The sequence below is a fragment of the Pseudoduganella sp. GW821-FHT05F09 genome, from assembly GCF_059419605.1.
On record NZ_JBWKSD010000001.1, the window covers coordinates 1 to 20,966 of the forward strand.

The window sequence follows — 20,966 nt, forward strand, 5'->3', positions numbered from 1 at the left end:
ACTCCAATGCGGGAGTAGCTCAGTTGGTAGAGCGCAACCTTGCCAAGGTTGAGGTCGAGAGTTCGAGACTCTTCTCCCGCTCCAGAATTCGAATGGCAGAGCTTAACCGGCTGCCGTTTCAGACAAGTCTCCCTCGGCGAGGTAGCAAAGCGGTTATGCAGCGGCCTGCAAAGCCGTCTAGGTCGGTTCGACTCCGATCCTCGCCTCCAGAATTGATGAAGAAATCGCCGCCAGCCGGCGATTTTTCATTTCCGGGTCGACTTTTCAATATAGCGAAAAAGACCATGGGCCACGACATCAAAACCATCAAAGAAGCCATTGCCCTCACGCTGCGCGTGTGGCGCACCGCGTCCGCCTTCTTCCTCAGCATCGAGCTGTGGCTGATGGTGCTGGTGGCTGTGGCGACCGTCAGCGGCGTGTTTTTGGCCTTCATGGGCAGCCCGCTCAGCATGCTCGCCTTCGGCTTCGCCGGCGCCTATGTAGCCACGCGCTCGGTGCTGCACGCCAAACGCATCCTTAACTGGCCGTTCATCTGACGTAGGCACTACTGCCGGGTAGCCTGCACGAGGCTCGTCATTGCGTCGACGTACAGCGTTTTGTCGTCGGCATACAAGGGCAACAGCGGCGTGACCGAGACTTGGTTTAGCTTTGTTCGGCGGCGCTGGCCGGAGGTTGGGTCATCAAATATGGCATACGGCACGTCCTGGATGACATAGGGCTCGCCGTTGACGTGGCCGACAATCATGAGCACATGGCCCGGCACTACGATCAAGTCGCCCACCTGTGCCTTGGCCAGTGCGCGCACGCGCTCTGCGTGCGTGTCCTTTTCGCCGAACGTGCGGTGGCGCAGCGCGGTGCTGGTGCCTTGGATGCTCGAACTGTGCTGCAGCAACACGCCCATGCTGCGATACACCTCGCTGGTGAGGCCGCTACAGTCGCGCGCGTTGAACTGGTGTCCCCAGCCGTAACGTTCTCCCAGGAATTTGAACGCCTGGCGCAGGATGTTCGCGCGCGTCAGCGGCAGATAGCCGGCGGACGTATCCGCCGTGCGGCGCAGCAGTGCGCTGCGAATGGCCAGTGTACCGTCGGCCTGGCGCACAGGCAGTTGAACCACCCATGAGGCGACGCTGCTGGCGCCGTTGACAGGCTCGCCGGGCGGGACATCCGCGCGCGGCAAGGCCAGCCCCATGTCCAGGTCCACTTCCGATACCTCCGGCGCCTCCGGCGTGTACACCGTGCGGACCTGTTCACCCGTCACGACGCGGCTTGGCTCCCGGGCCGCGTAGGCAAATACGGATGCCGCTGAACCCTCGGCGATATCGGTGGCCTTCACCCACGCCGGTCCTTGCGTCGTCACCACCAGCAGCCACGCTCGGTCAGCGCTGTGGTGCGCTATCAGCACTGGCTCGCCTGGAAACAGCACGCCGGCAGTCAGGCTTTCATAGTCGCGCTGGTCATCGGCGGCAAAGTAGCGGCGGTCGGATGGCAGGGTTCTCATCGGGCTGCGACGCACGCTGAGGCCGTATCGTGCCTGCGCCGCCGTGACGCTCTCCGTGGCTGTGTTGCGGCGCAGTGCATCAATCAGCGCATCCGAAACCGGCTGGCCCTTGTCGTCCACGGCGAGCTTGACCGGCGACTGCTCCGCCTGCCGCAGCCATTCGGTGATTTGTTCCCGTGTGAGTGCGGATGGCAATGCTGCGAGGTCGATGAAGCCCCCGCCAGACGCGTAAGCGGCTTTGCGCTGCGCGGCGAGCTGCACTTTGCTGCGCAGGGTCACATCCGGGGACGGCGCTCTGCGGATCCAGTACTCGGCGGACAGCATGTCTTCGCTAATGGCGGGAACCCCCGAGGGGGACACGCCCAGCGGCACGGCTTGGGCTGCATTGGCCAATAGAAGGGCGATCATGAGCGCGGCGGGGGTATGGAAACGCATCGGTGCCCTTCGGATGTTTGGTGGACTCAATATGATAGCCAAATATTCCGGATGGCGCAGGCAGGGTAGCCCTCGTCTTGCCATGCTTCTGTAAATTTGGCCAGTCCGCCTTGCTGTTCTGGTCTGACCAATTTATAATCATTTGATTAAATAAATTGCACAGCCTCAAGAAAGGCCGCTGATATGCACATTGTCAGGCATCATGCATGGGCGAATACGCTCGCCTCCTTGTTCATGGCGTTGGTACTTTTTGCACTCGTGGCTTGTAGCGGAAGCGGCAAGTGGGCCGAAGCTGCCGCCCCGGCTGTCTGCCCGGTTTCCTACGAAGTGGATGGCGTCCCCGCTGTTACGGTCCAGGCGGGCTGCGGCACGCTGCTGACAGCGCCTGCACGGCCGGCCAATGCGGGCGCCTACTTTGTCGGCTGGTTCATCGCCGGCAAGGGCGAAGGCCACATGTGGGACTTCGCGCACCAGACGGTGCGGTCCGGCCTGGTGCTCACGGCAAAGTTTGTAGACTTGTCCGCTTCCAATGTGATCGTGGACGCGTATCTCGACGAAGGGCGGCGAACGGCCTTTACCTTCAGGACGCTGCAAGAACTGAAGGCGGCCAACATTCCGGACGGCGCCACTGTCAACTTCGCGCCCGGCGTTTACTGGACCGACGACTACAAGGATCCCGCCACCGCCAACACACCGGCGCACCCCGGCCTGATCGGCATTTCATTTCCCCAGGCTGGCCTGACCTTCAAAGGGTTGACCTCCAATGCCGACGATGTGCGTATCGCAGGCAACCGGGGCCAGACCGTCGGTTCCAACGGCAACTGGAACGTGATCGGCATCGGTACCAGCTTCTCCGCCTATAACCTGACGGTGGCCAACTACACCACGGTCGACCTGGTCTTCCCGCGCGATCCGTCCCGAAATGTGGCGAGAAGAACCGATGCGCGCGTGCAAGCGCAAACGATTACGGCCGCAGCAGGCGTCTCATCCCTGGACCGGATGTATTTCGAAAACGTCCGCTTCATCAGCTTCTTGAACCTGACCGCCATCGGTCCGGTCCGGGCTTACTTCAGGAACGCCCATTTCCAGCTGACGGATGACGCGATCGCCGGCGGCGCCATCAATGTCTACGATCACTGCAGCTTCGACTTCCACGGCAGCCATCCGTCCTACAGCGGCTCATCGGCTGTCGCCGTGTTCCTGCATTCCACGTTCAACTTCCATAACGGCAGCCCTGTCTTCTGGTGGGCGAAGAATGGCAGGGGAGGCTGGGTCCTGATCGACAACACCTTCAAAGGACCGAAAGAGGAAATCCGCTGGGAGAACATCCAGCGGCCCGACGTCAAGCAGTACGTCCACAACAACCGGTATGCCGACGGCGCGCCCGTCGTCTTCGATCCCAGGTTCCCGGATGTGACCCAGGCGCTGACGCGCGAATCGCTGAAGATCTTCAAGATCGGCGAGGAGTACAACGTTTACAACCTGCTCAAGGGCGGCGACGGCTGGAACCCGTCGAAGCAGGTGGCGAGGCACGACACTGCATACAGGTTCACGCTGGCGGCCAGTACTGCCACCGTCCAGTCGGATCTGCCCTCCAATGAGGTCGTCATCACGCCGGCCGTGGCGCCGGCCTCGTTCGGCGATGCACCGGTCAAGTTCCAGTACGACACCGCGTTGTTCAATGTGCTTGCATCGAGCGACAACACGCTGCGCCTGAATGCGAAGCTGAACGCGAGCGGGAAGGCGCTGGCCACGGTGGTCAAGGCCAGCTTGCCGAACGGGCTGGTGGCCCAGGTCACCTTGCGCATCGACCCGCAGACCGTCGCTGCCCCTGTTGTCGCGGGCGCGCCTTCGATCAGCATCGCCCAGGGTGCGGCAGCCCTGCAAATCGCATACGACCATCCGGAATTTACCGACAGCTCGAGCATCACCTGGTTCAGGGGCAGCGCCCCGGGCGACAAGGCGGTGCAGGTTGCGGTCAGCACGCTTGGCAAGCCCTACAAGAACTACCAGCTGTCCGCCGGCGACATCGGCCACTACCTCACCGCCGTGGTACTTCCCAAGTACGAGTTCAGCCCGGCCGCTGCCAAACCGGTCCAGGTCGCGAGCGCCGCCGCCATCGCGGCCGGGGACGTCGCCAAACCGTCCGCCATCTCCACCAACTTCGCCAATATCAGCTGGACCGGCCATGCGCTCAACCAGCCCGACGTCTGGTACGCCGACGCATTCAAGCCGTCCGATATCGATCAGGCTTGGGCGCCGTCGGGCGCGGCACCGTGGGTCTATGCCATAGGCGACCGGGACGGGGCCGTGGGCGTTGCCGGACTGCAGACCGCCACGCAGGGCGCGCGCCTGCTCTACCATCCGCAAGGCGCCTGGTCGGACATGTCGCTCGCGGTGGACCTCACGCCGGAGAAAATTGCCGGGCAGGGCTTCGGCAGCGCGACCGGCCAGTACTTCGAGGTCTACATCAAATGGAACCCGCTGACGCAGACCGGCTATGCGCTGCGCTTCCAGCGTTTGTCCGCGGACCCGTTAAATGGCGGTAAACCAATCCTGTCTTCGGGGAACTCGGTCCGGGTGTCGATGATGGAATACGTCAATGGGGCAAGGAGGATCTTGCCGGGCGCCTATGCCGAAAGCTCGGTCTATATGCCGGGGGCAAGGGCGGTATTCAGCCTGGTTGGCGATGTGCTGTCGGCGGACGTGGTGACGGCATCCCCCCAGACCAGCACGCAGGCGGGCTACGCATTGCCCGGCGAACTGCATTTCAAGGCGCATGTGGCAAGCGCCGCCAGCACCTCGGGCGGATTCGGTTTCCAGTTCACCGGCACGCCATCGCCGGGGAACCGGACTTTGCTCGAGAACCTCGAGGTAACGCTCAAGTCCCGCTAGGCGGCGGCACCGCCGGTGTGCTGCGCGATGTGCTGCGCCACTTGCTGAAGCAAGGTTTGCAGTTGTTCCACGAGGGCCGTGGCCTGCGCGTACCCGCTGTCCTGCGCGCGCGGCGCCAGCTGCTCCAACTGCTCGCACAAGTCGCCCATGCGGAAGGCGCCGACGGTGCGTGCCGATCCTTTCAAGCGGTGGCCCAGCTCGCGCAAGGCCGCCACGTCGCCGCGCCCCAGCGCAGCCTCCATGTCGCCGATACCTTCCTGCGCACTGTGCAGGAATTTCGCGGCGAATTTGCTTACCTTGCCCTGGTCGTAGCCCAACAGCATGGACAGCACCGTCAGATCGATCACATCCGGATCGCCGCCGCGCATGGCTGCGGGGACAGGCGCCGGCGGCTGCGGTTCTGCCTGCGGCGCGCGCTGCGGCAGCCACTTGGCGATGGTTTGATACAGCAGCGCCGGCTGCACCGGCTTCGAGATGAAATCGTTCATGCCGGCATCGATGCAGCGCACCCTGGCTTCGGTGGTGGCGGTGGCCGTCATGGCCAGCACCGGCAAGTGGCTGAGCCGCGGCGCGGAGCGGATGCGGCGGGTCGCTTCCAGCCCGTCCATGACAGGCATTTGCAAGTCCATCAGTACGCAGTCGAAATCGCCCGCGTGCAGCAGCTCCAGCGCGGCGGCGCCGTTATTGGCAAGGTGAACGGCCGCGCCCACTTCCTCCAGCATCTCCTGCGCGATTTGCTGATTGAAGATATTGTCCTCGACCAGCAGAATGCGGGCCGTCTGCAGCGCCGCCAGCATGGCCGACATGCGGGAACTGGCCAGCAGTTCGCCGGCGGCGTCGCTGATCTGGTTGATCAGCGTGGGCATCGGTATGGACGATACGCCGAGCCGGGCCGTAAACCAGAAGGTGCTGCCCACGCCGGGCTGGCTCTTGACGCCGACGTCGCCGCCCATCAGCTGGGCCAGCTCCTTGCAGATGGCCAGGCCCAGGCCGGTGCCGCCGTATTCCCGCGTGGTCGATGTGTCGGCCTGCTGGAAGGAGACGAATAATTTGGCCATCTCCGCTTCGGACAGGCCGATGCCCTGGTCGCTCACTTCGAAGCGCAGCAGGCAATCGGCGGCGCTGCCGGCCACCATGCGCACGCGAAACACGATCCTGCCTTGCTCGCTGAACTTGATGGCGTTGTTGGCGTAGTTGATGAGCACTTGCTTGAGCCGCAGCGGATCGCCCACCAGCACCGGCGGCAGGGAGGGATCGAGGTCGAACACCAGTTCCAGTCCGCGCGAGGCCGCCTTCGGCGCCACCACCGCCGTCAGCGTCTGCACCACCTGGTCGAGCGAAAAATCGGCATGCTGCAGTTCCATCTTGCCGGCCTCGATTTTCGAAATATCGAGTATGTCGTCTATGATGCCCAGCACGTGCTCGCCGGCAAAGCGGATCTTTTCCAGGTAGTCGCGCTGGCGCGGGTCCAGCTCGGTCTTCAAGGCCAGATAGGCCATGCCGATGACGCAGTTCAGCGGCGTGCGGATTTCATGGCTCATATTGGACAGGAACTGGCCCTTGGCCATGCTGGCCGCCTCGGCCAGCTGCTTGGCCTGCTGCAGCTCCTCGTTCTTGGCCTCGAGCTGCTGCTCGTAGCGCCGTTCGGATGTCACATCGTGATAAATGGTAACGAAGCCGCTGACCGCGCCGTCCGCAGCGTAGATGGGGCGGCCGATGATATTGAGCACCACGCCATCGACCCTGATGCGGGTGAAATTGTGGGGCTGGAACTGCAGGCAAAGCGCCTCGCGGGCCGACACCAGGCCATCGATGGCGCCCGGCCCGTAGTCCCCGCGCGCGGCAAGGGCGCGGAACACGTCGCCCATGGTGACGCCGCTGCGCATCACGCCGTCCGGCAAGCGCTGCAACTGGCAAAACGCCGGGTTCCAGAACCGGATGGTGAGGTCGCTATCGACGATAGTCACCCCAACCGGCATGTATTCCAGCGCGGCCGCCAGCCTGGGGAAATTCAGCCGGATGAATTCTTCATTTTGAGCAGTTGATTCCATAAGCCGATCATACCGCACTGCACAAAAAAAATAGTAATTCCGGGCCACACGATCCGATTACCGCTGCCAGGGCGCGCGGGGGCAGGCCGGCACGGTTAATCCAGCTTGGCCTTCACATCATACGTTTCGCCATTCACGGTGATGCTGAGGTCGACATTGCCGTTGATGTTGCCGGCATTTTCTTTCACGCTGATTTCCGGCGGCTGCTTGCCGTCATACGGATACACAACAGTGGTAAATTTCCGCGTCGCCGCATCCTTTTTGTCCTGCTCGAACACGAAAGCGGGACGCGCCGTTTCCTGCTTGTAGACGTAGGAAACCTTGCCGGCCTCCTGGCTGGCCTGGGTGCCGTCCCGGTCCAGCGACTGGATCAGCAGATTGTTCCCGTCCGGATAGGACGTGTGGATCTTGTTCATCTGCGCACTGAACACTGGATTGCTGTCTTCTTTGAGCTGGAAATGCACGCCGACATTGCCCGTCGCCGACCCGATGGCCTTGTCTATAATCAGGAAGAACTTCTTGTTGATGAACAGCACGCTGCGCTGGTGCTTCAGGTTCCCGTAGCTGGGGTTGGTATAGCTGAGCACGTCCAGATTGGCGCCGGTCTCCCATTTGTGCCGTACCGCCTGGGTGATCACCATGTTCTGGTTGTTCAGGGTGAGCGTGCTGTGGACGCGGCTCTGGCGATACCAGTCCCTCATCCTGGTCACGGCGGCATCGCCGCTATACACATAGCAACCGGAGTCCGGCGTGAAATTCCGCCCCTTTACCCACAGTTCAAAAGTACCATTGTCGGGCTGCGCATGGAATTCGCCGGGCGGGCTGGCCTTCAGCAGCATAACGGTGGACTGCCCGTCCCAGCCGTTTCTGAAGGTGTAGAAGCCCGCGTCCCGCAGCTGGTGCGACAGGTGGGCCGGGGGCGTTCCTTCCTTGCCGGCGCTGGCGAAGTATTTGATGGAAGGAATGTCCGCGAATAGCTTGGCCCATTCCTGGAACTGTTTGATACGGTCTTCCTTTTTGGTCTGCCAGGAATCGCCAAACATGGGCGTGCTGTAGTCCGGGAAGGAAATGTCGGCGGTGGCTTCTATCATCTTCGCGATGGTCTGTACGTAGCTCTTGGGGAACTCGTCCGCCATGCCGGCCATGTTCGCCGACTGGTAGGCTTTGACGAAGATTTCTATCGTCGCGACATGGTAGACGGGGGAGAGTTCCCATTGCATGCCGTCGTCGTACACCTGTTTTTTGATTTCGCGGTTCAGCACCTCGATGCCGCTCCGGCGCCAGGCGGCGGCCGATTTCAATTCCGGGAAAAAGCTCCCTATGCCCAGCACGCGCTGCGCCTCGAACAGCATATGGTTGCCGGATTCGCTGTAGTGATTGCGGACGTACTCTGCCTGCATGCTGGTGCTGCCGAGGAATTCCAGCAAAAACGCGGGCGTGAAATTCGGCGAGGCCACGAACAGGTTGAAAGCGGCCGGGAATATCTGTATCCGCTCGGAAGCCTCGAGCGGACGCCACGCGTAACGGTCGTTCTCGGGCGATAGTCCCAGCTGGTTTTTCCGCGTCCAGTCGCGGAACTGGAAGACCCATTCCTTGGCATATTTTTCGTCGCCGCTGCTGCGGTAGGCAGCGCCCATCACCGGCCACCAGCCCAGGCGGTGCAGCTGCCAGCGGACCTCGTTGTCCTTCACCGGCCAGAAAGTCCAATCTATATCGTCGCCATAGGGGAAGTAGCCGTAGCCCTTGTGCGGCTGGAATTGATGCAGCAGGGCCTTGCCGGCCTTTTCCTCGTTGGCGGCGCCTATCGGCTTGCCTTTGAATCGGGCGGCGTCGTCCAGGTTGAAGCCGGGCAGCTTCACATTGGTCCGGTTCCGATAATAGCTGAGCAATTCAGCGGCGGCGTCCCCGTACCGCGCCGACAGATAGAGCGAGCGGGTTTTCTCCAGGCCGGGGTGGAGCAGGTTAACGTGGTCAAAGCTTTCCTTGCTGATCGCGAGCCCTTGGGCTTGAGCCTGGAACAGCGCCAAGCTCAGCATCAGGCATACCATGATGAATTTCATTTCATTTCCTTAGTGCAGATGGATAGTGTAGCGCTCTCCTAGTGTAGTCAAATTTTGGTATCGTTACCGAAATTATTTGCGAAATGTGGCGAAATTTCGTCGAAAACGTTGACATTTATATATTTATTAAAACGTTTACTTCACATTTGGCAAATAATTTTGGTATCGTTACCGAAATTTGAAGACCGCGCAAACCTTGCGTGGCTGGTGTGATTAGTAGTCAAATCGTTGAAAAGGGGAGAGCAGGAATGAAGAACTATCGCGTCAACAAGAATGCGTTGCAGGTCCGTCCACTGGCAATGGCAGTGGCACTGGCTATGGCCAGCATGGGCCCGGGGGCTGCCTGGGCCCAGCAGGCTGACAAGGCCGGCCAGGCGGCGCCTGCTGCCGATGGCGGCGCCAAGCTGGAGTCGGTGATCGTGACGGCCAACAAGCGGGCCCAGAACCTGCAGGACGTGCCGGCCGCCATCAGCGTGCTGAACGACACCATCCTGCAGAACAACAACGTGCGCGACATGAGCGATCTGCCCGCGCTGTCGCCGGCGCTGACGGTGACCTACGGCGCCCAGCCCGGCAACTTCAGCCTGAATATGCGCGGCATCGGCACCTATTCGCTGGGCGTCGGCGTAGAGGCGGACGTGTCGGTGATTATCGACGATGTGCCGCTGGGCATGCAGGCTTCCGCTTTCAAGGACCTGGCCGACGTGAACCGCATCGAAGTCCTGAAGGGGCCGCAAAGCACCTTGCATGGCAAGAGCTCGATCGCCGGCGCGGTCAGCATCACCACCAAGCCGATAGAAAGCGCCTGGCGCACCCGCACATCGACCCTGCTGAGCAACGACGGCGAATGGCGGCTGGGCGCCAGCACCTCGGGTGCGCTGAGCGACACCGTGCGCGTGCGCCTGGCGGCCAGCAAGACCAGCTTTGGCGGCGTGGTGCACAACCTGACCACGGACGAGCGGTTGAACGGCTCCCGTAACAAGACCTTCATGGCGAAGCTGGAGTGGACCCCGAGCGACCAGTTCGAAGCCGTGTTCTCGCCCTACGCCAACCGCAGCAACATCAATTGCTGCGTGCCGGTGTTCACCTCGATGACGCCGGGCGGCCTGTACCAGAACATCCCGCAGTTGCCGACCTCGGCCCTGCTGGCGGGCATCAAGCTCGGCCCGGGCAATGTGGATGTGCGCAACGACTATCCGGCCGGCGGCAATTCGCGCTCCGCCGGCGCCGGCCTGAAGCTGCAATACACCTTTGGCGACGAAGCCCTGCTGGCCAAGCATGTGCTGACGTCGATCACGTCCTACGCCAGCTACAAGATGAACGACTACCAGGATCTGGACGGCACGGACGGCGACGTCATGCGCTATACCCTGGTCAACGGCAAGCCGACCGGCTTTACGGGCAGCCTGTACCAGTACGGCATGTTCGACGTGAAATCGCGCACCCAGGAAGTGCGCCTGACTTCGCCCGACAGCGGCGCGGTGCGCTACCTGGCCGGCCTGTGGTACGGCGACAACCGCCTGGAGCGCGAACTGACCAAGGCGCCGGCCGGCACGGCGGCCTCGTGGTACAACGCTTGGGCGCGCAACACCAGCTATGCCCTGTTCGGCCAGTCGTCCTGGGAATTCATGAAGGACACCAGCCTGATCGCCGGCCTGCGCCTGAACCGGGAGGACACCGGCTACCGCTTCACCCGCTTCGCGCCGCCGCCGTCGTTCGACCGCATCCCGCAGGAGAAATTCGGCAAGGACGACCGCAACCACGACATCACCGGCAAGATCGGCCTGCAGCACCAGCTTGACCGCGACACCATGCTGTACAGCCTGTACTCCACCGGCCACAAGGGCGTAGCTTACGATCTGACCAGCGGCCTGACGGCGGCGGTGGCCAAGAACCAGCCGGTGCCGGCCGAAACCGCGAAAAACGTTGAACTGGGCGCCAAGCTGTCGCTGCTGGACGGCAAGGCCATGCTGAACCTGGCGGCCTTCCGCACCGGCTTCAAGGGCTTCCAGCAGTCGGCCGGTTTCGTCGACAGCGACGGCATCTACCGCACCACCTTGCACAGCATAGGCGGGCTGCGCACCAGCGGCCTGGAAGCGGACGGTTCGTGGCGCGTAATGCGCGAGCTGACGCTGACCGGCTCCTTCGCCTACACCCGCGCCGTCATCACCGAATTTGAAAACGGCCCCTGCTACGCGGTGCTGAACGCGGCCGGCACGGGACGGGTCCAGGGTGGCAACTGCAAGGCGAATCCGAAGTACAACAATAACGTAGTGGCGGACCTGGCCGGCAAACCGCTGCCCAACGCGCCCAAGGTAAAGGTCAACCTGGGCGCGCAGTACGAGCTGCCATTGCCGTCGCAAAGCTTCAATGGCTTCGTCACCGGCGCGTACCGCTGGCAGAGCGCCACCTTGTTTGCCCTGAGCCAGGACCCAGGCACCATACAAGGCGCATACGGCATCGCCAATCTCGGCTTCGGCATCCGGGACAAGAAGAATGCGTACAAGCTGAGCGTCTTCATCAACAACGTGCTCGACAAGCGCTACGCCAACAACCTTGGCAACGCGATAGGCAGCTCGTACAGCGTGCTGGCGCCCAATCCGAATCCGCACCAGGTCAACCACACCACCTGGATGCCGCCGCGCGATTACACCCGCTACTTCGGCGTGCGTCTGGACACCACCTTCTAAAACAAGCAAGGCGCGGCATGTACGCCGCGCCATCCTTTCTGCAGAGCCCCGATGCGAATCGGGGCTCTGTTTTTTTACGCCTGCTTGCCTTGCGCAGCGCCGGAAGCAGCACGGCCCTCGAAATGCAGGCTGATCTCCTCCAGGCTCTTGCCGCGCGTTTCCGGAAGCAGGAAGGCGGCCATCAGGAAATAGGCGACCGTGCAGCCGGCCCAGGCGAAGAACATGGTGGCGTAGCCGTGCTGGCTCACCGTCGGCAGGAAGGTGGCGGCGATGACCGTCGAAACGAACTGGTTGATCAGCAGCGCGATGCTCATGCCGTTGGAGCGAATGCGGGTCGGCATCAGTTCCGACAGGGCCAGCCAGACGCACACGCCGGGGCCGACGGCGAAGCTGGCGATGAAGGCCAGCAGGCAGGCCAGCATCAGATAGCCCTGCGCCGTGCCGGGCGGATGGCTGAACTGGGCGCGTTCGATCTGCAGCGGCGCCTGCATGGCGGTACGCATGTCGGGGAAGGGATTCAGGTGCATGCGGCGGAACGCGGCGCCGATCACGCTGTCGCCGTCAACGCCGGCGGGCGGCGCCAGCTCCAGCGGCGCGCCGGCGGGCACCAGCCGCACCTGGGTCAGCGGGCCATAGCTGTAGGCAACCTCGAGCTGCTGGCTGGCGCCGGAGGCAAGTCCGCGCATAGCCTCGGCGTCGATGCGCAGGCTGTTCTGCCGAATGCGCGCCGCCAGCTCGCCTTGCACGTCGCGCTTGCCGCCTTCCGCCGCCTGGAACAGCAGGCCCGCCGCGCACAGCGCCAGCACGATGCCGCCGCTACCCAGCATCAGCAGGAATTTGCGGCCTTTGCGATCCACCAGCACCAGGGCCACGATGGTCATCAGCGCGTTGACAAGCTTGAGCGCCAGGTCGCCCCAGTTGGCCAGCGCGCCGGACAGGCCGCTCTCGCGCAGGATGGTGACGGCGTAGGCCATCACGGAATTGATGCCGGTGGCCTGGTTGCAGGCCAGGATGCCGCAGGCCAGCAGGAAGGGCAGCACATAGCGCCGCTGCAGCAGGCTGCCGTCTTGCCGGGCTGCGGCGCTGCCGGGCGCGGCCTGGATGCCGGCCAGTTCCTGCGCGGCGGCGGCGGCGCCACGGGTGCGCGCCAGCGCCTGCAGGGCATCTCCTGCGCGCCCCCGCGCCAGCAGCCAGCGCGGTGATTCGGCCAGGGCCAGCACGCCCGCGCTGAACAGCAGGCCGGGCGGCAAACTCAGCCAGAATACGCGGCGCCAGGCCTGGTCCTGGACGGCGGCCAGCAGCTGCGGCGCGCTGCGCGCGGTGTGCTCCACCTGCTGCGCCACCAGCAGGCCCACCAGCGCCGCCAGCGCCAGGCCCAGCGTCAGCATCAGCTGGAACAGGGCGGTGCCCCGGCCGCGCACGCCAGCCGGCAGGCATTCGGCCAGGTAGAGCGGCACCACCACGCCCACCAGGCCGCCGCTCACGCCCTGCAGCAGGCGTCCCAGCAGCAGCGGCAGGTAGCCGTCGGCCATGGCGATCACGGGGATGCTGGCGCTGAACAGCACGCCGGCCGCCAGCATGGTGGTCCTGCGGCCGATGGCGTCGGCCAGCGCGCCGGCTGCCAGCGAGGACAGCACGGAGCCGAGCAGGACGGCGGCGACCACCAGGCCCAGCTGCTGCGACGACAGATTCCACAGCCGGGCCGCGCTGGCTTCGAGATAGGGCAGGGCGCCGGCGATGATGCCCACGTCGATGCCGTACAGCAGGCCGCCCAGGCCGGCTATCAGCAGCAGGTAGCGCGTCTGGCTGGCGGGAGAGTTCAACAGGCTGGACTTGATTTTGATATTCATGATGGTTCCATGCAGGAGAGTAGATAAGGTTGTGCGGCCAGCAGGGCGGCGCCGCGGGCCACGCCGGCAGTGCCGAATTCCGGCGCCATGATGGGCGGCATGCCGAATCCGCGCAGCAGATGCGGCGCGGCCGCCTGCGCCAGCCGGGAATGCAGGCGCGGCAGCCTGGCCAGCGCGCCGCCCAGCACAATGGCGTGCGGGTCGTAGGCCAGCACCAAGCGGGCTAACGCCGCGCCCAGCAGGTCCAGGTGCAGGGCCAGCACCTGGCACGCGGCGGGCTCGCCGCGCGCGCTGCGCTCGGCCAGTTCGGCCGGGCTTGGACCGGCGGCGCCGGTCAGGTGGACGTGCAGATTGCGCAGCCCCATGGCCGAGACATAGCATTCCATGCAGGCGATGCCGCCGCAGCAGCAGGGAAGCAGGGGCAGCCCGTGCTTGCGCAGCAGGGCGGGCGGCATCGGCCAGTGGCCCCATTCGCTGGCGGCGCCGTGGCGGCCTGCCGGCAGGTGGCCGTTGACCACGCGGGCGGCGCCGATACCGCTGCCCAGCAGCACGCCCAGCATGCTGGGGTAGCCTTGCGCCGCGCCGCCATTGGCTTCGCCGAGCGCGAAACACTGGCTGTCGCTGCCGGCCGTGACCGGCCTGTCCAGCCGGGCGCCCAGCGCGGCGGCCAGCGCACGCTTGCCGAGGCAAGGGATGCTGATGCTGACCGCAGTGCCGTCCTGCGCCGCGGCGATGCCCGGTATGGCGAGGCCGACGGGAGCGCGGCAGTCCAGCTCCGCGTCGGCCTGTTCCACCAGCGCCGCCAGGGTGGCAAGGAAGCGGCGGAAATCGGTGGCGGGCGTGGCTGCCATGCGCCGCAACTGCACGCTGGCGCGGGCGTCGCAGGCGGCCAGCTCGATCCGCTCAGGGGTGACGGCTATTCCGTAAAAGTAGGCTGGAGCGGCGGGGAGCATGGCGCTGGCCGGTCAAGGCGCGCCTTGCACGCTTGCTTGCACGCTCACTTGCAGGGGCAGGGCCAGGCGCGCCGCATAGTTGCGCACGTGCTGCTCCCAGGCCTGGGCGTCCGGGAAATCGCCGCTCTTGCTCCAGCCCGCACCCGCGTAGTACACAAAGGGCTGGCCAGGCAGGGCCTTGCCCAGCGTGAGGTACTGCCCATCGGCCGTGGTGTAGCGGGCGCCGGGCATGACGATGGCGCAGGCGATGCTGCCGTCGTCCCGGTGCGCCGGGGCCCAGTAGCTCATCCACCTGGCGCCCTCGGCGTACTGGCCCGCGCCGTCCCGCTGCGCGATGCCGACACCCACGTCGAGCGGCCGGCCGCTGAAGGTGAAGCGGCTTTCCATGCGGCTGAAATGGGAGCCGGCGTCGATGGACACGCGGCGCCGCTCGGCGACTGCGCGGCCGCCGCCGTCCCAGGTGTCGTAGCCCAGCTCGAAGACCGCGCGCAGCGGTCCGTCGGCCAGCACTTTCCAGCTGCTGAAATTGGCCGAGGCGTGCAGCGCACTGCCGTCGTATACACCCAGCCCGCCGCAGCCGCGCGTCTTGCCCACCGTGTAGAAATCCAGTCCTTCGCCATGGTCGGCGTGATAGTCGCCCTGGGCGTACCATTTGTCGATCACCAGCTTGCGCGTGCGCTTGGCCCACACGTCGATGCCGCTGCTGACCAGCTTCTCCCTGGGGTCGTGCATCACGGCCGGGCCGTAGACGCGGTGCGCGGTACGGTCGCTTTCCCAGGCAAAGTCATCCAGGCGCTCGGGCACGAAGCGGGCATGCACGCGCGCTTCCACCGGCGGCACCGCAGGCAACGACTGGCGCGGCAGCAGCAGGTAGCGGCGCGTTTCCTTGGGCAGCAAGCTGGCCTGGAACAGCAGCGTTCCATCCAGCTCCTGGCTGGGGAGGATGCGCGAGGTCGCCTCGTCCATGACGGCGTAATGGCCGCTCAAGCCGCCCTTGGCCGGCACTTCCACCAGCTCGTCGTAGCGGCTGAAGTTGCCCGCGTTGCCGACCTGGATGCGCAGCGGCCGGGCCTGCTCCGTCAGCTGCATGCGGTAGATCTCGCTGCCGGCCAGCAGGAAGGCGCCCACGCCGTACACTTCCGTGGCGTCCTGGCTGAAGCCTTTCGGATCTTCGCCTATGGGCTGCACGTGGGTCAGCTTGCCATCCGCCGCAACATGCACGGCCAGCGCGTCCCAGGCCTTGCGCACGGCGGGCGCAAACTGTTCGCGCTCCAGCAGGCCCTGGTTGACGCCGTAGGCCAGGGCGTAGACGTACAGGCCGGTGCCGCTGGTCTCCTGCAAGGGGTAGGAGGCCGGATCGAGCAGGCTGGCGCGCCACATGCCGTCGCTTTGCTGCAGGGCCAGCAGGCGCGCCGACATGTCCTTGAATTGCTGCGCGAAGCGCGCGCGCTCCGGGTGGTGCGCGGGGATGTACTGCAGCATGCGCACCAGGCCGCCCATCACCCAGCCGTTGCCCCGCCCCCAGAACACCTTGCGGCCATTGGCCTCCTTGCTGTTGATGAAGCGGCTGTCGCGGAAGTACAGGTGCTCTTTCCGGTCGTAGAGGAAGTCGGAGGTCTTCCACCATTGCCGGATGGCGAAATCCAGATAGCGTTCGTCGCCGGTGGCCGCCGCCAGGCGCGCCCAGGCCGGCGGTCCCATGAACAGCGCGTCGCACCAGGACCAACGGTCGGCCACTTGTCTGGCCTCCCAGTCCAGCGGGCCGTCATGCGGCTGGGCCAGTATGGCGTCGAAGCGCGCGCGCATCGGGGCGATCATCCCGGGCTCGCGCGTCAGCGCATACAGCTCGGCGTAGGTCTGGCCGATAATGTGGTCGTCCGCATGGTAGGGGCGGGGCCCGAGCTTCCATTCATTGCGTTCGCCCATGGCCAGCATGGCGTCGCGGTAGCGCGCTTCGCCGGAGATGCCGGCCAGCGCCATCATGCCGGTGTCGCCAACCGCCTGGGTCCAGTCGTCCTCGGGGTGGCGACTGGGATGGTTCAGCTGCCAGTCCGCGACCCGCTGCATGATGCCGAGCACGGCGGACGGACTGGCGGCGCGCTGGACGGGGACCGTGGGGGCCGCAGGCGCGGCCGGACTGGCGTGGACCGGCATGGCGGCGGACAGCGCCAGGCTGGCGGCGGCCGCCAGCGCGCGCAAGGGGGTGGCCGATGGCCTCGATAGATTCATATGCATTCCTCACAAAAACAGGTTCAGGTTGAGAATTTTTGGTAACGTTACCAAATTTTGCTAAAAAAAACGGACGATGGAGTGGCGCTCCATGCCCTGGCTGCTTGCGTCAGGCGCCCGCGCGGCGCGCGCGGGTGCGCTTGCCGGCGGCCGGCCCTGCAGATCCGCGAATAATGAATTCGCTTGGAAATTCGATGCGCTGGCGCCGCCCCGGCTGGTTCTGGATGCGGCGCATCAACTCTTGCACCGCCGCCTGCGCCATGGCGGCCACCGGCTGGCGCAAGGTCGTCAGGCCGGGCTGGATGGCGCCGGCCATGGGAATGTCGTCGAAACCGATGATGGCGATGTCCTCAGGAATCCGCAGCCCCTTCTCGCGCACCGCCGTCATGCAGCCCATGGCCATGCTGTCGTTGGCGGCGAAAATCGCGGTGGGCGGTTCGGACAGGGCGAGCAGGGCGCGGCCGGCCTCCAGGCCGGAGATTTCGTTGAAGTCGCCTTCCCGCATCAGTTCCGGCGCCAGCGGCAGGCCGGCGCTCTCGAGCGCGCTGCGGTAGCCGAGTTCGCGCTCCGGACTTTGCCCGGTGTGGGCGGTCCCGCTGACAAAGGCGATCCTGCGGTGGCCCAGTTCGACCAGGTGGCTGACCGCGTCGTGGGCGCCGCTCTGGTTGTCGGCCCGCACCACCGGCAAGCTGGTCTCGCGGCAGTAGTTCAGCAGCACCACGGGATGGCTGGTGTCCGCCTCCAGCTGTTTCAGGTAGTCGGGCGAAAGGCGCGGCAGCACGTAGATGAGGCCGTCCCACAGGCCGTGCAGCAGCTGGCTCATTTGCTGCCCCTTGCCGTGCTCCAGTCCGGTTTGCGAGCTGTAGATGAACAAGTCCATATCGTACTTGCGCACCGCGTCGCTGACCGCCGTGGCGAAGGCGTTCACCACCACGGACGACAGGTCGTTGACGATCACGCCGATGACATTGGTGCGCCCGCCTTTCATCATGCGGGCTAGGGTGTTCGGCGTATAGCCCAGTTCCTGGGCCGCCAGCCTGACCTTTTCGCGGGCTTTCTTGGAGGCGCTTTCGTCGTCGTTGAGCGCGCGCGAGGCCGTCATGACCGACACCCCGGCCAGCTTGGCCACATCCACCAGGGTCACAGTCGTCTTCTTCATTGCATTTTCTCCCAAATCCGCCACACTTTTTTGTTAACGTTACCGAATTTCCCTTGAAACCACAAGCGGATTTTTCCCTGAGGCGGGAGAGCCGTCGTCAAATGTGAGTTTCTTGTCGGCGAAAGCGACGAGCAAAATTCTTCCAAGAATTTCGATCTGGGTCGATCATTGCCGGCGCGCCAGCGGCGCCTGGAGCGCAAACGCCGGGCGATCCGGGCATAAGGTCTTATTTGACGTCCAGCAGCTCCACCTCAAACACCAGCGTGGCGCCGGGGGGAATCGGGCCCGCGCCGCCGTCGCCGTAACCCATGGCTGCGGGGACGATCAGCGTGCGCTTGCCGCCCACCTTCATGCCTTGCACACCTTCGTCCCAGCCCTTGATGACCTGGCCGGCGCCCAGCTGGAAGGAGAACGGTCCACGGCCGTTCGAGGTATCGAACTGCTGGCCCTGCAGCTTGGGCGCGGCCGGTTCGTACAGCCAGCCGGTGTAGTTGACCACCGCCGTGCTGCCGGACAGCGCTTCCTTGCCCGTGCCGGCAACGCTGTCGATCTTCTGGAAAGCCACGGCGGGCATGGCGGCCGCCGGCGGGGCCTTGGCGCGCTCGCAGGCGGCCAGCGTCAAGCTCAGGGACAGCGCCAGGGCGCAGGAGGAGAACAATTGTTTCATGTCGTGCTTTCTGGTTGGAAATCGCAGCAGCATACACCAGGATCTTCACAGTGCGGAACCCGGCTAGGCGCTGCTCATCTCCGTGCTGTCGCGAAATGAGAAGGGTTTGTCACCGATTCACATTGCCGCGCCGCGGCCGCGCTTCTACTATCCATGCATAAAAATTCCGCATGGAAATACCCTCGGCTGTGACGACGATACCTACACCATTGAGCGCCGGGACAGCATCCTGTGGCGCAGTACCGCTGGCGTGCCAGCTGGCGCGCGAGGCCAGCGGCGTGCTCGAGCACAGCGCCGCCTTGTTGCGGCTGGCGCTCGCGCTGGGCCAGCAGGGCTGCACGGACGGCGGCCGCATCACCGTCGCGCTGCACGCGCTGTTGCAGCGGCTGGATGCCTGCCTGCCGGAAGCGCAGCGCGTTTCTCCGGCCGAGCTGGCCGCCACTGCCGCCGAGGCGCACCGGCTGAGGCGGCAGGCGGCCGGCGCGGCGCTGCAGATCCGAGAATTGATGGGCGAAACGAACGTCACCGCACGCTTTGGCTGGAACGCCATCCCATCCGGTCCGACGATGTCGGCACTGGATGGCCGGCTGGAGCAGCTGGCCGGGCGCGTCGTTGACGCCGCCGCGCGCTGGCCGGACGCCCGCGGCGAAATCCAGGTCGTTGGCCACCGCATCGGCGCCATGCGCGCCACCATGCGCCAGCACCGCGCCATCGCCGGCGACGCGGCGGCCGCGCTCGACAAACTGCAGCAGCAGGCCGGCTGGCTAGTGCAGTCCCTCAACCAATAATAATGCATCCAAGCGGAGCGAGACATGAAAACGTATAGCATCAAGATGATGTTCGTGGTGGCATTGGCCGCCATGACGACCCTGATGGCCTTGGTCGGCATCGGCATCCGCCAGCTGGGCGCCGCCTCGGACGCGGTGGCGGCCGCCAACCAGGCGCGCTACAGCTCCTATCTGCTGGCCGACGAAATGCGCCAGAGTTCCGACGACCTGACCCGGCTGGCGCGCACCTATGTGGTTTCCGGCGAGCCGAAATGGGAGCAGCAATACACCGAGATCCTGGCCATCCGCAACGGCGCCAAACCGCGCCCCAAGCAGTACGAAAAAATCTACTGGGACTTCCGCGCCGCCGACATCGACCCGGGCAAGGGCAGCGGGCCGGCAGTGGCGCTCAACGAACTGATGAAACGGGCCGGCTTCACCAGCGAGGAATTCGGCAAGCTGAACGACGCGGCGCAAAATTCAAACGAGCTGGTCAAGACCGAAACCGTGGCGATGGGGCTGGTCAAGGGCGGTGCGCCGGAAGATCTGGCCAAGGCGCGCGCCATGATGCACGACGCGGCCTACCACGCCAACAAGGCCCGCATCATGAAGCCGGTCGACGAATTCCTCACCATGCTGGACCAGCGCACCAAGGCCGATATCGAGCGCGCCGAGGCCGTCAAGCAAAAGTGGTTCTACGTGCTGGTATCGCTGGCCGTGCTGCTGCTGGTCAGCATGACCGGGGTGCTGTGCTACGTCTACCGTGTGATCTCCACCTCGCTGCGCCAGGCCGTGAGCCTGTCCGACGCCATGGCCGGCGGCGACCTGTCGTCCGCCGTGCAGGTGCACGGGCCGGCCGAGGTGGCCAGCCTGCTGGGGGCCTTGAGCGCCATGCAGGCCGGGCTGGTGAAGGTGGTGGCGCAGGTGCGCCACGGTTCGGATGGCGTCTCCTCGGCCTCGTCCGAGATTGCCCAGGGCAATATGGACCTGAGCGGGCGCACCGAGGCCCAGGCAAGCGCGCTGGAGCAAACCGCCGCGTCGATGGAGGAGCTCAGTTCCACCGTCAAACAGAACGCGGACAATGCGCGCCAGGCCAACCAGCTGGCGCAGAGCGCCTCGGCGGTGGCGGCCACCGGCGGCGACGTGGTCGGCCAGGTGGTGGACACCATGAAACAGATCAGCGCCGCCAGCACCCAGATCGCCGACATCATCAGCGTCATCGACGGCATCGCCTTCCAGACCAATATCCTGGCGCTCAACGCGGCGGTCGAAGCGGCCCGCGCCGGCGAGCAGGGGCGCGGCTTTGCCGTCGTGGCCAGCGAGGTGCGCAGCCTGGCCGGCCGCAGCGCCGAGGCGGCCAAGGAAATCAAGCGGCTGATTACCGCCAGCGTCGCGCGCGTCGAACAGGGCAGTGCGCTGGCCGACAGCGCCGGCAGCACCATGCAGCAGATCGTGGTGCAGATCAAGCGGGTGGCCGACATCATGGCCGAGATCAGCTCGGCCAGCGTCGAGCAAAGCCAGGGGGTAAGCCAGGTCGGCGAAGCGGTTGCGCAGATGGACCAGAACACCCAGCAAAACGCGGCGCTGGTGGAGCAAATGGCGGCTGCCGCGGCCAGCCTGAAAAACCAGGCGCGCGAGCTGGTGCAGACCGTCGCCGTGTTCACGCTGGCGCCCGGCGCGGCGGCAATACAATAAAACTGACGGAGAGACGA

Annotated in this window: 13 protein-coding genes and 2 tRNA genes; 7 read left to right on the forward strand and 8 right to left on the reverse strand. The window is 65.0% G+C overall.

The genetic code is table 11. The features are described 5' to 3' along the window. Window positions 1–8 precede the first annotated feature (8 nt). The 3 genes from AC07S4_RS00005 (at window position 9) to AC07S4_RS00015 (ending at window position 536) form a co-directional block, all read left to right on the forward strand. Window positions 9–84 (forward strand) — tRNA-Gly (locus AC07S4_RS00005). 51 nt (window positions 85–135) lie between these two features. Then, window positions 136–209, forward strand: a tRNA-Cys gene (locus tag AC07S4_RS00010). A gap of 75 nt (window positions 210–284) precedes the next feature. Beyond that, complete coding sequence (locus AC07S4_RS00015; protein ID WP_494984643.1) at window positions 285–536, forward strand: hypothetical protein; 252 nt, start codon at window positions 285–287, stop codon at window positions 534–536. An 8-nt stretch (window positions 537–544) separates the two neighbouring features. Here AC07S4_RS00015 and AC07S4_RS00020 read toward each other — a convergent pair whose 3' ends face one another. Continuing rightward, the gene (locus tag AC07S4_RS00020; protein WP_494984644.1) at window positions 545–1,933 is read right to left on the reverse strand and encodes an SH3 domain-containing protein; all 1,389 of its coding nucleotides are present in this window, start codon (window positions 1,931–1,933) and stop codon (window positions 545–547) included. Window positions 1,934–2,116: 183 nt separating this feature from the next. Here AC07S4_RS00020 and AC07S4_RS00025 point away from each other — a divergent pair, with 183 nt between their 5' ends. Then, window positions 2,117–4,828 carry a pectinesterase gene (locus tag AC07S4_RS00025; RefSeq protein ID WP_494984645.1) on the forward strand — a complete coding sequence of 904 codons (2,712 nt, stop codon included), beginning with the start codon at window positions 2,117–2,119 and terminating at the stop codon, window positions 4,826–4,828. Here the strand turns inward: AC07S4_RS00025 and AC07S4_RS00030 are convergent. Both AC07S4_RS00030 and hepC read right to left on the reverse strand, forming a co-directional pair. Further along, entirely contained in the window at window positions 4,825–6,879 is a 2,055-nt protein-coding gene (locus AC07S4_RS00030; protein WP_494984646.1) for a response regulator, read from the reverse strand. The two genes, AC07S4_RS00025 and AC07S4_RS00030, sit on opposite strands and share 4 nt — an antisense overlap. A 95-nt stretch (window positions 6,880–6,974) precedes the next feature. Continuing rightward, window positions 6,975–8,939, reverse strand: a complete 1,965-nt coding sequence (gene hepC, locus AC07S4_RS00035) for a heparin-sulfate lyase HepC (protein WP_494984647.1) — start codon at window positions 8,937–8,939, stop codon at window positions 6,975–6,977. A 248-nt stretch (window positions 8,940–9,187) separates the two neighbouring features. On the opposite strand from hepC, the gene AC07S4_RS00040 reads away from it, so the two are divergent. Beyond that, entirely contained in the window at window positions 9,188–11,629 is a 2,442-nt protein-coding gene (locus AC07S4_RS00040) for a TonB-dependent receptor (protein WP_494984648.1), read from the forward strand. Window positions 11,630–11,703: 74 nt separating this feature from the next. Here the strand turns inward: AC07S4_RS00040 and AC07S4_RS00045 are convergent, their stop codons facing one another. From AC07S4_RS00045 to AC07S4_RS00065, 5 genes are all read right to left on the reverse strand, one after another. After that, window positions 11,704–13,479, reverse strand: a complete 1,776-nt coding sequence (locus tag AC07S4_RS00045) for an MFS transporter (protein WP_494984649.1) — start codon at window positions 13,477–13,479, stop codon at window positions 11,704–11,706. Next, complete coding sequence (locus AC07S4_RS00050; RefSeq protein ID WP_494984650.1) at window positions 13,476–14,432, reverse strand: ROK family protein; 957 nt, start codon at window positions 14,430–14,432, stop codon at window positions 13,476–13,478. Before AC07S4_RS00050 ends, AC07S4_RS00045 begins: the two co-directional genes overlap by 4 nt. Window positions 14,433–14,444: 12 nt before the next feature. Then, window positions 14,445–16,661 carry a glycoside hydrolase family 88 protein gene (locus tag AC07S4_RS00055; RefSeq protein WP_494984651.1) on the reverse strand — a complete coding sequence of 739 codons (2,217 nt, stop codon included), beginning with the start codon at window positions 16,659–16,661 and terminating at the stop codon, window positions 14,445–14,447. Between the two features lie 109 nt (window positions 16,662–16,770). Beyond that, window positions 16,771–17,820, reverse strand: a complete 1,050-nt coding sequence (locus AC07S4_RS00060) for a LacI family DNA-binding transcriptional regulator (protein WP_494984652.1) — start codon at window positions 17,818–17,820, stop codon at window positions 16,771–16,773. Window positions 17,821–18,046: 226 nt separating this feature from the next. Then, complete coding sequence (locus AC07S4_RS00065; protein WP_494984653.1) at window positions 18,047–18,487, reverse strand: FKBP-type peptidyl-prolyl cis-trans isomerase; 441 nt, start codon at window positions 18,485–18,487, stop codon at window positions 18,047–18,049. 209 nt (window positions 18,488–18,696) lie between these two features. On the opposite strand from AC07S4_RS00065, the gene AC07S4_RS00070 reads away from it, so the two are divergent. Together AC07S4_RS00070 and AC07S4_RS00075 are read left to right on the forward strand one after the other, a co-directional pair. After that, window positions 18,697–19,275 carry a hypothetical protein gene (locus tag AC07S4_RS00070; protein WP_494984654.1) on the forward strand — a complete coding sequence of 193 codons (579 nt, stop codon included), beginning with the start codon at window positions 18,697–18,699 and terminating at the stop codon, window positions 19,273–19,275. A gap of 24 nt (window positions 19,276–19,299) precedes the next feature. Then, complete coding sequence (locus AC07S4_RS00075) at window positions 19,300–20,949, forward strand: methyl-accepting chemotaxis protein (protein WP_494984655.1); 1,650 nt, start codon at window positions 19,300–19,302, stop codon at window positions 20,947–20,949. The last annotated feature ends 17 nt before the right edge of the window (window positions 20,950–20,966 follow it).

Coding starts and splice junctions, on each gene's coding strand:
- AC07S4_RS00015 (WP_494984643.1), top strand. CDS start 285: ATGGGCCACGACATCAAAACCATCAAAGAAGCCATTGCCCTCACGCTG.
- AC07S4_RS00020 (WP_494984644.1), bottom strand. CDS start 1,933: ATGCGTTTCCATACCCCCGCCGCGCTCATGATCGCCCTTCTATTGGCC.
- AC07S4_RS00025 (WP_494984645.1), top strand. CDS start 2,117: ATGCACATTGTCAGGCATCATGCATGGGCGAATACGCTCGCCTCCTTG.
- AC07S4_RS00030 (WP_494984646.1), bottom strand. CDS start 6,879: ATGGAATCAACTGCTCAAAATGAAGAATTCATCCGGCTGAATTTCCCC.
- hepC (WP_494984647.1), bottom strand. CDS start 8,939: ATGAAATTCATCATGGTATGCCTGATGCTGAGCTTGGCGCTGTTCCAG.
- AC07S4_RS00040 (WP_494984648.1), top strand. CDS start 9,188: ATGAAGAACTATCGCGTCAACAAGAATGCGTTGCAGGTCCGTCCACTG.
- AC07S4_RS00045 (WP_494984649.1), bottom strand. CDS start 13,479: ATGAATATCAAAATCAAGTCCAGCCTGTTGAACTCTCCCGCCAGCCAG.
- AC07S4_RS00050 (WP_494984650.1), bottom strand. CDS start 14,432: ATGCTCCCCGCCGCTCCAGCCTACTTTTACGGAATAGCCGTCACCCCT.
- AC07S4_RS00055 (WP_494984651.1), bottom strand. CDS start 16,661: ATGAATCTATCGAGGCCATCGGCCACCCCCTTGCGCGCGCTGGCGGCC.
- AC07S4_RS00060 (WP_494984652.1), bottom strand. CDS start 17,820: ATGAAGAAGACGACTGTGACCCTGGTGGATGTGGCCAAGCTGGCCGGG.
- AC07S4_RS00065 (WP_494984653.1), bottom strand. CDS start 18,487: ATGAAACAATTGTTCTCCTCCTGCGCCCTGGCGCTGTCCCTGAGCTTG.
- AC07S4_RS00075 (WP_494984655.1), top strand. CDS start 19,300: ATGAAAACGTATAGCATCAAGATGATGTTCGTGGTGGCATTGGCCGCC.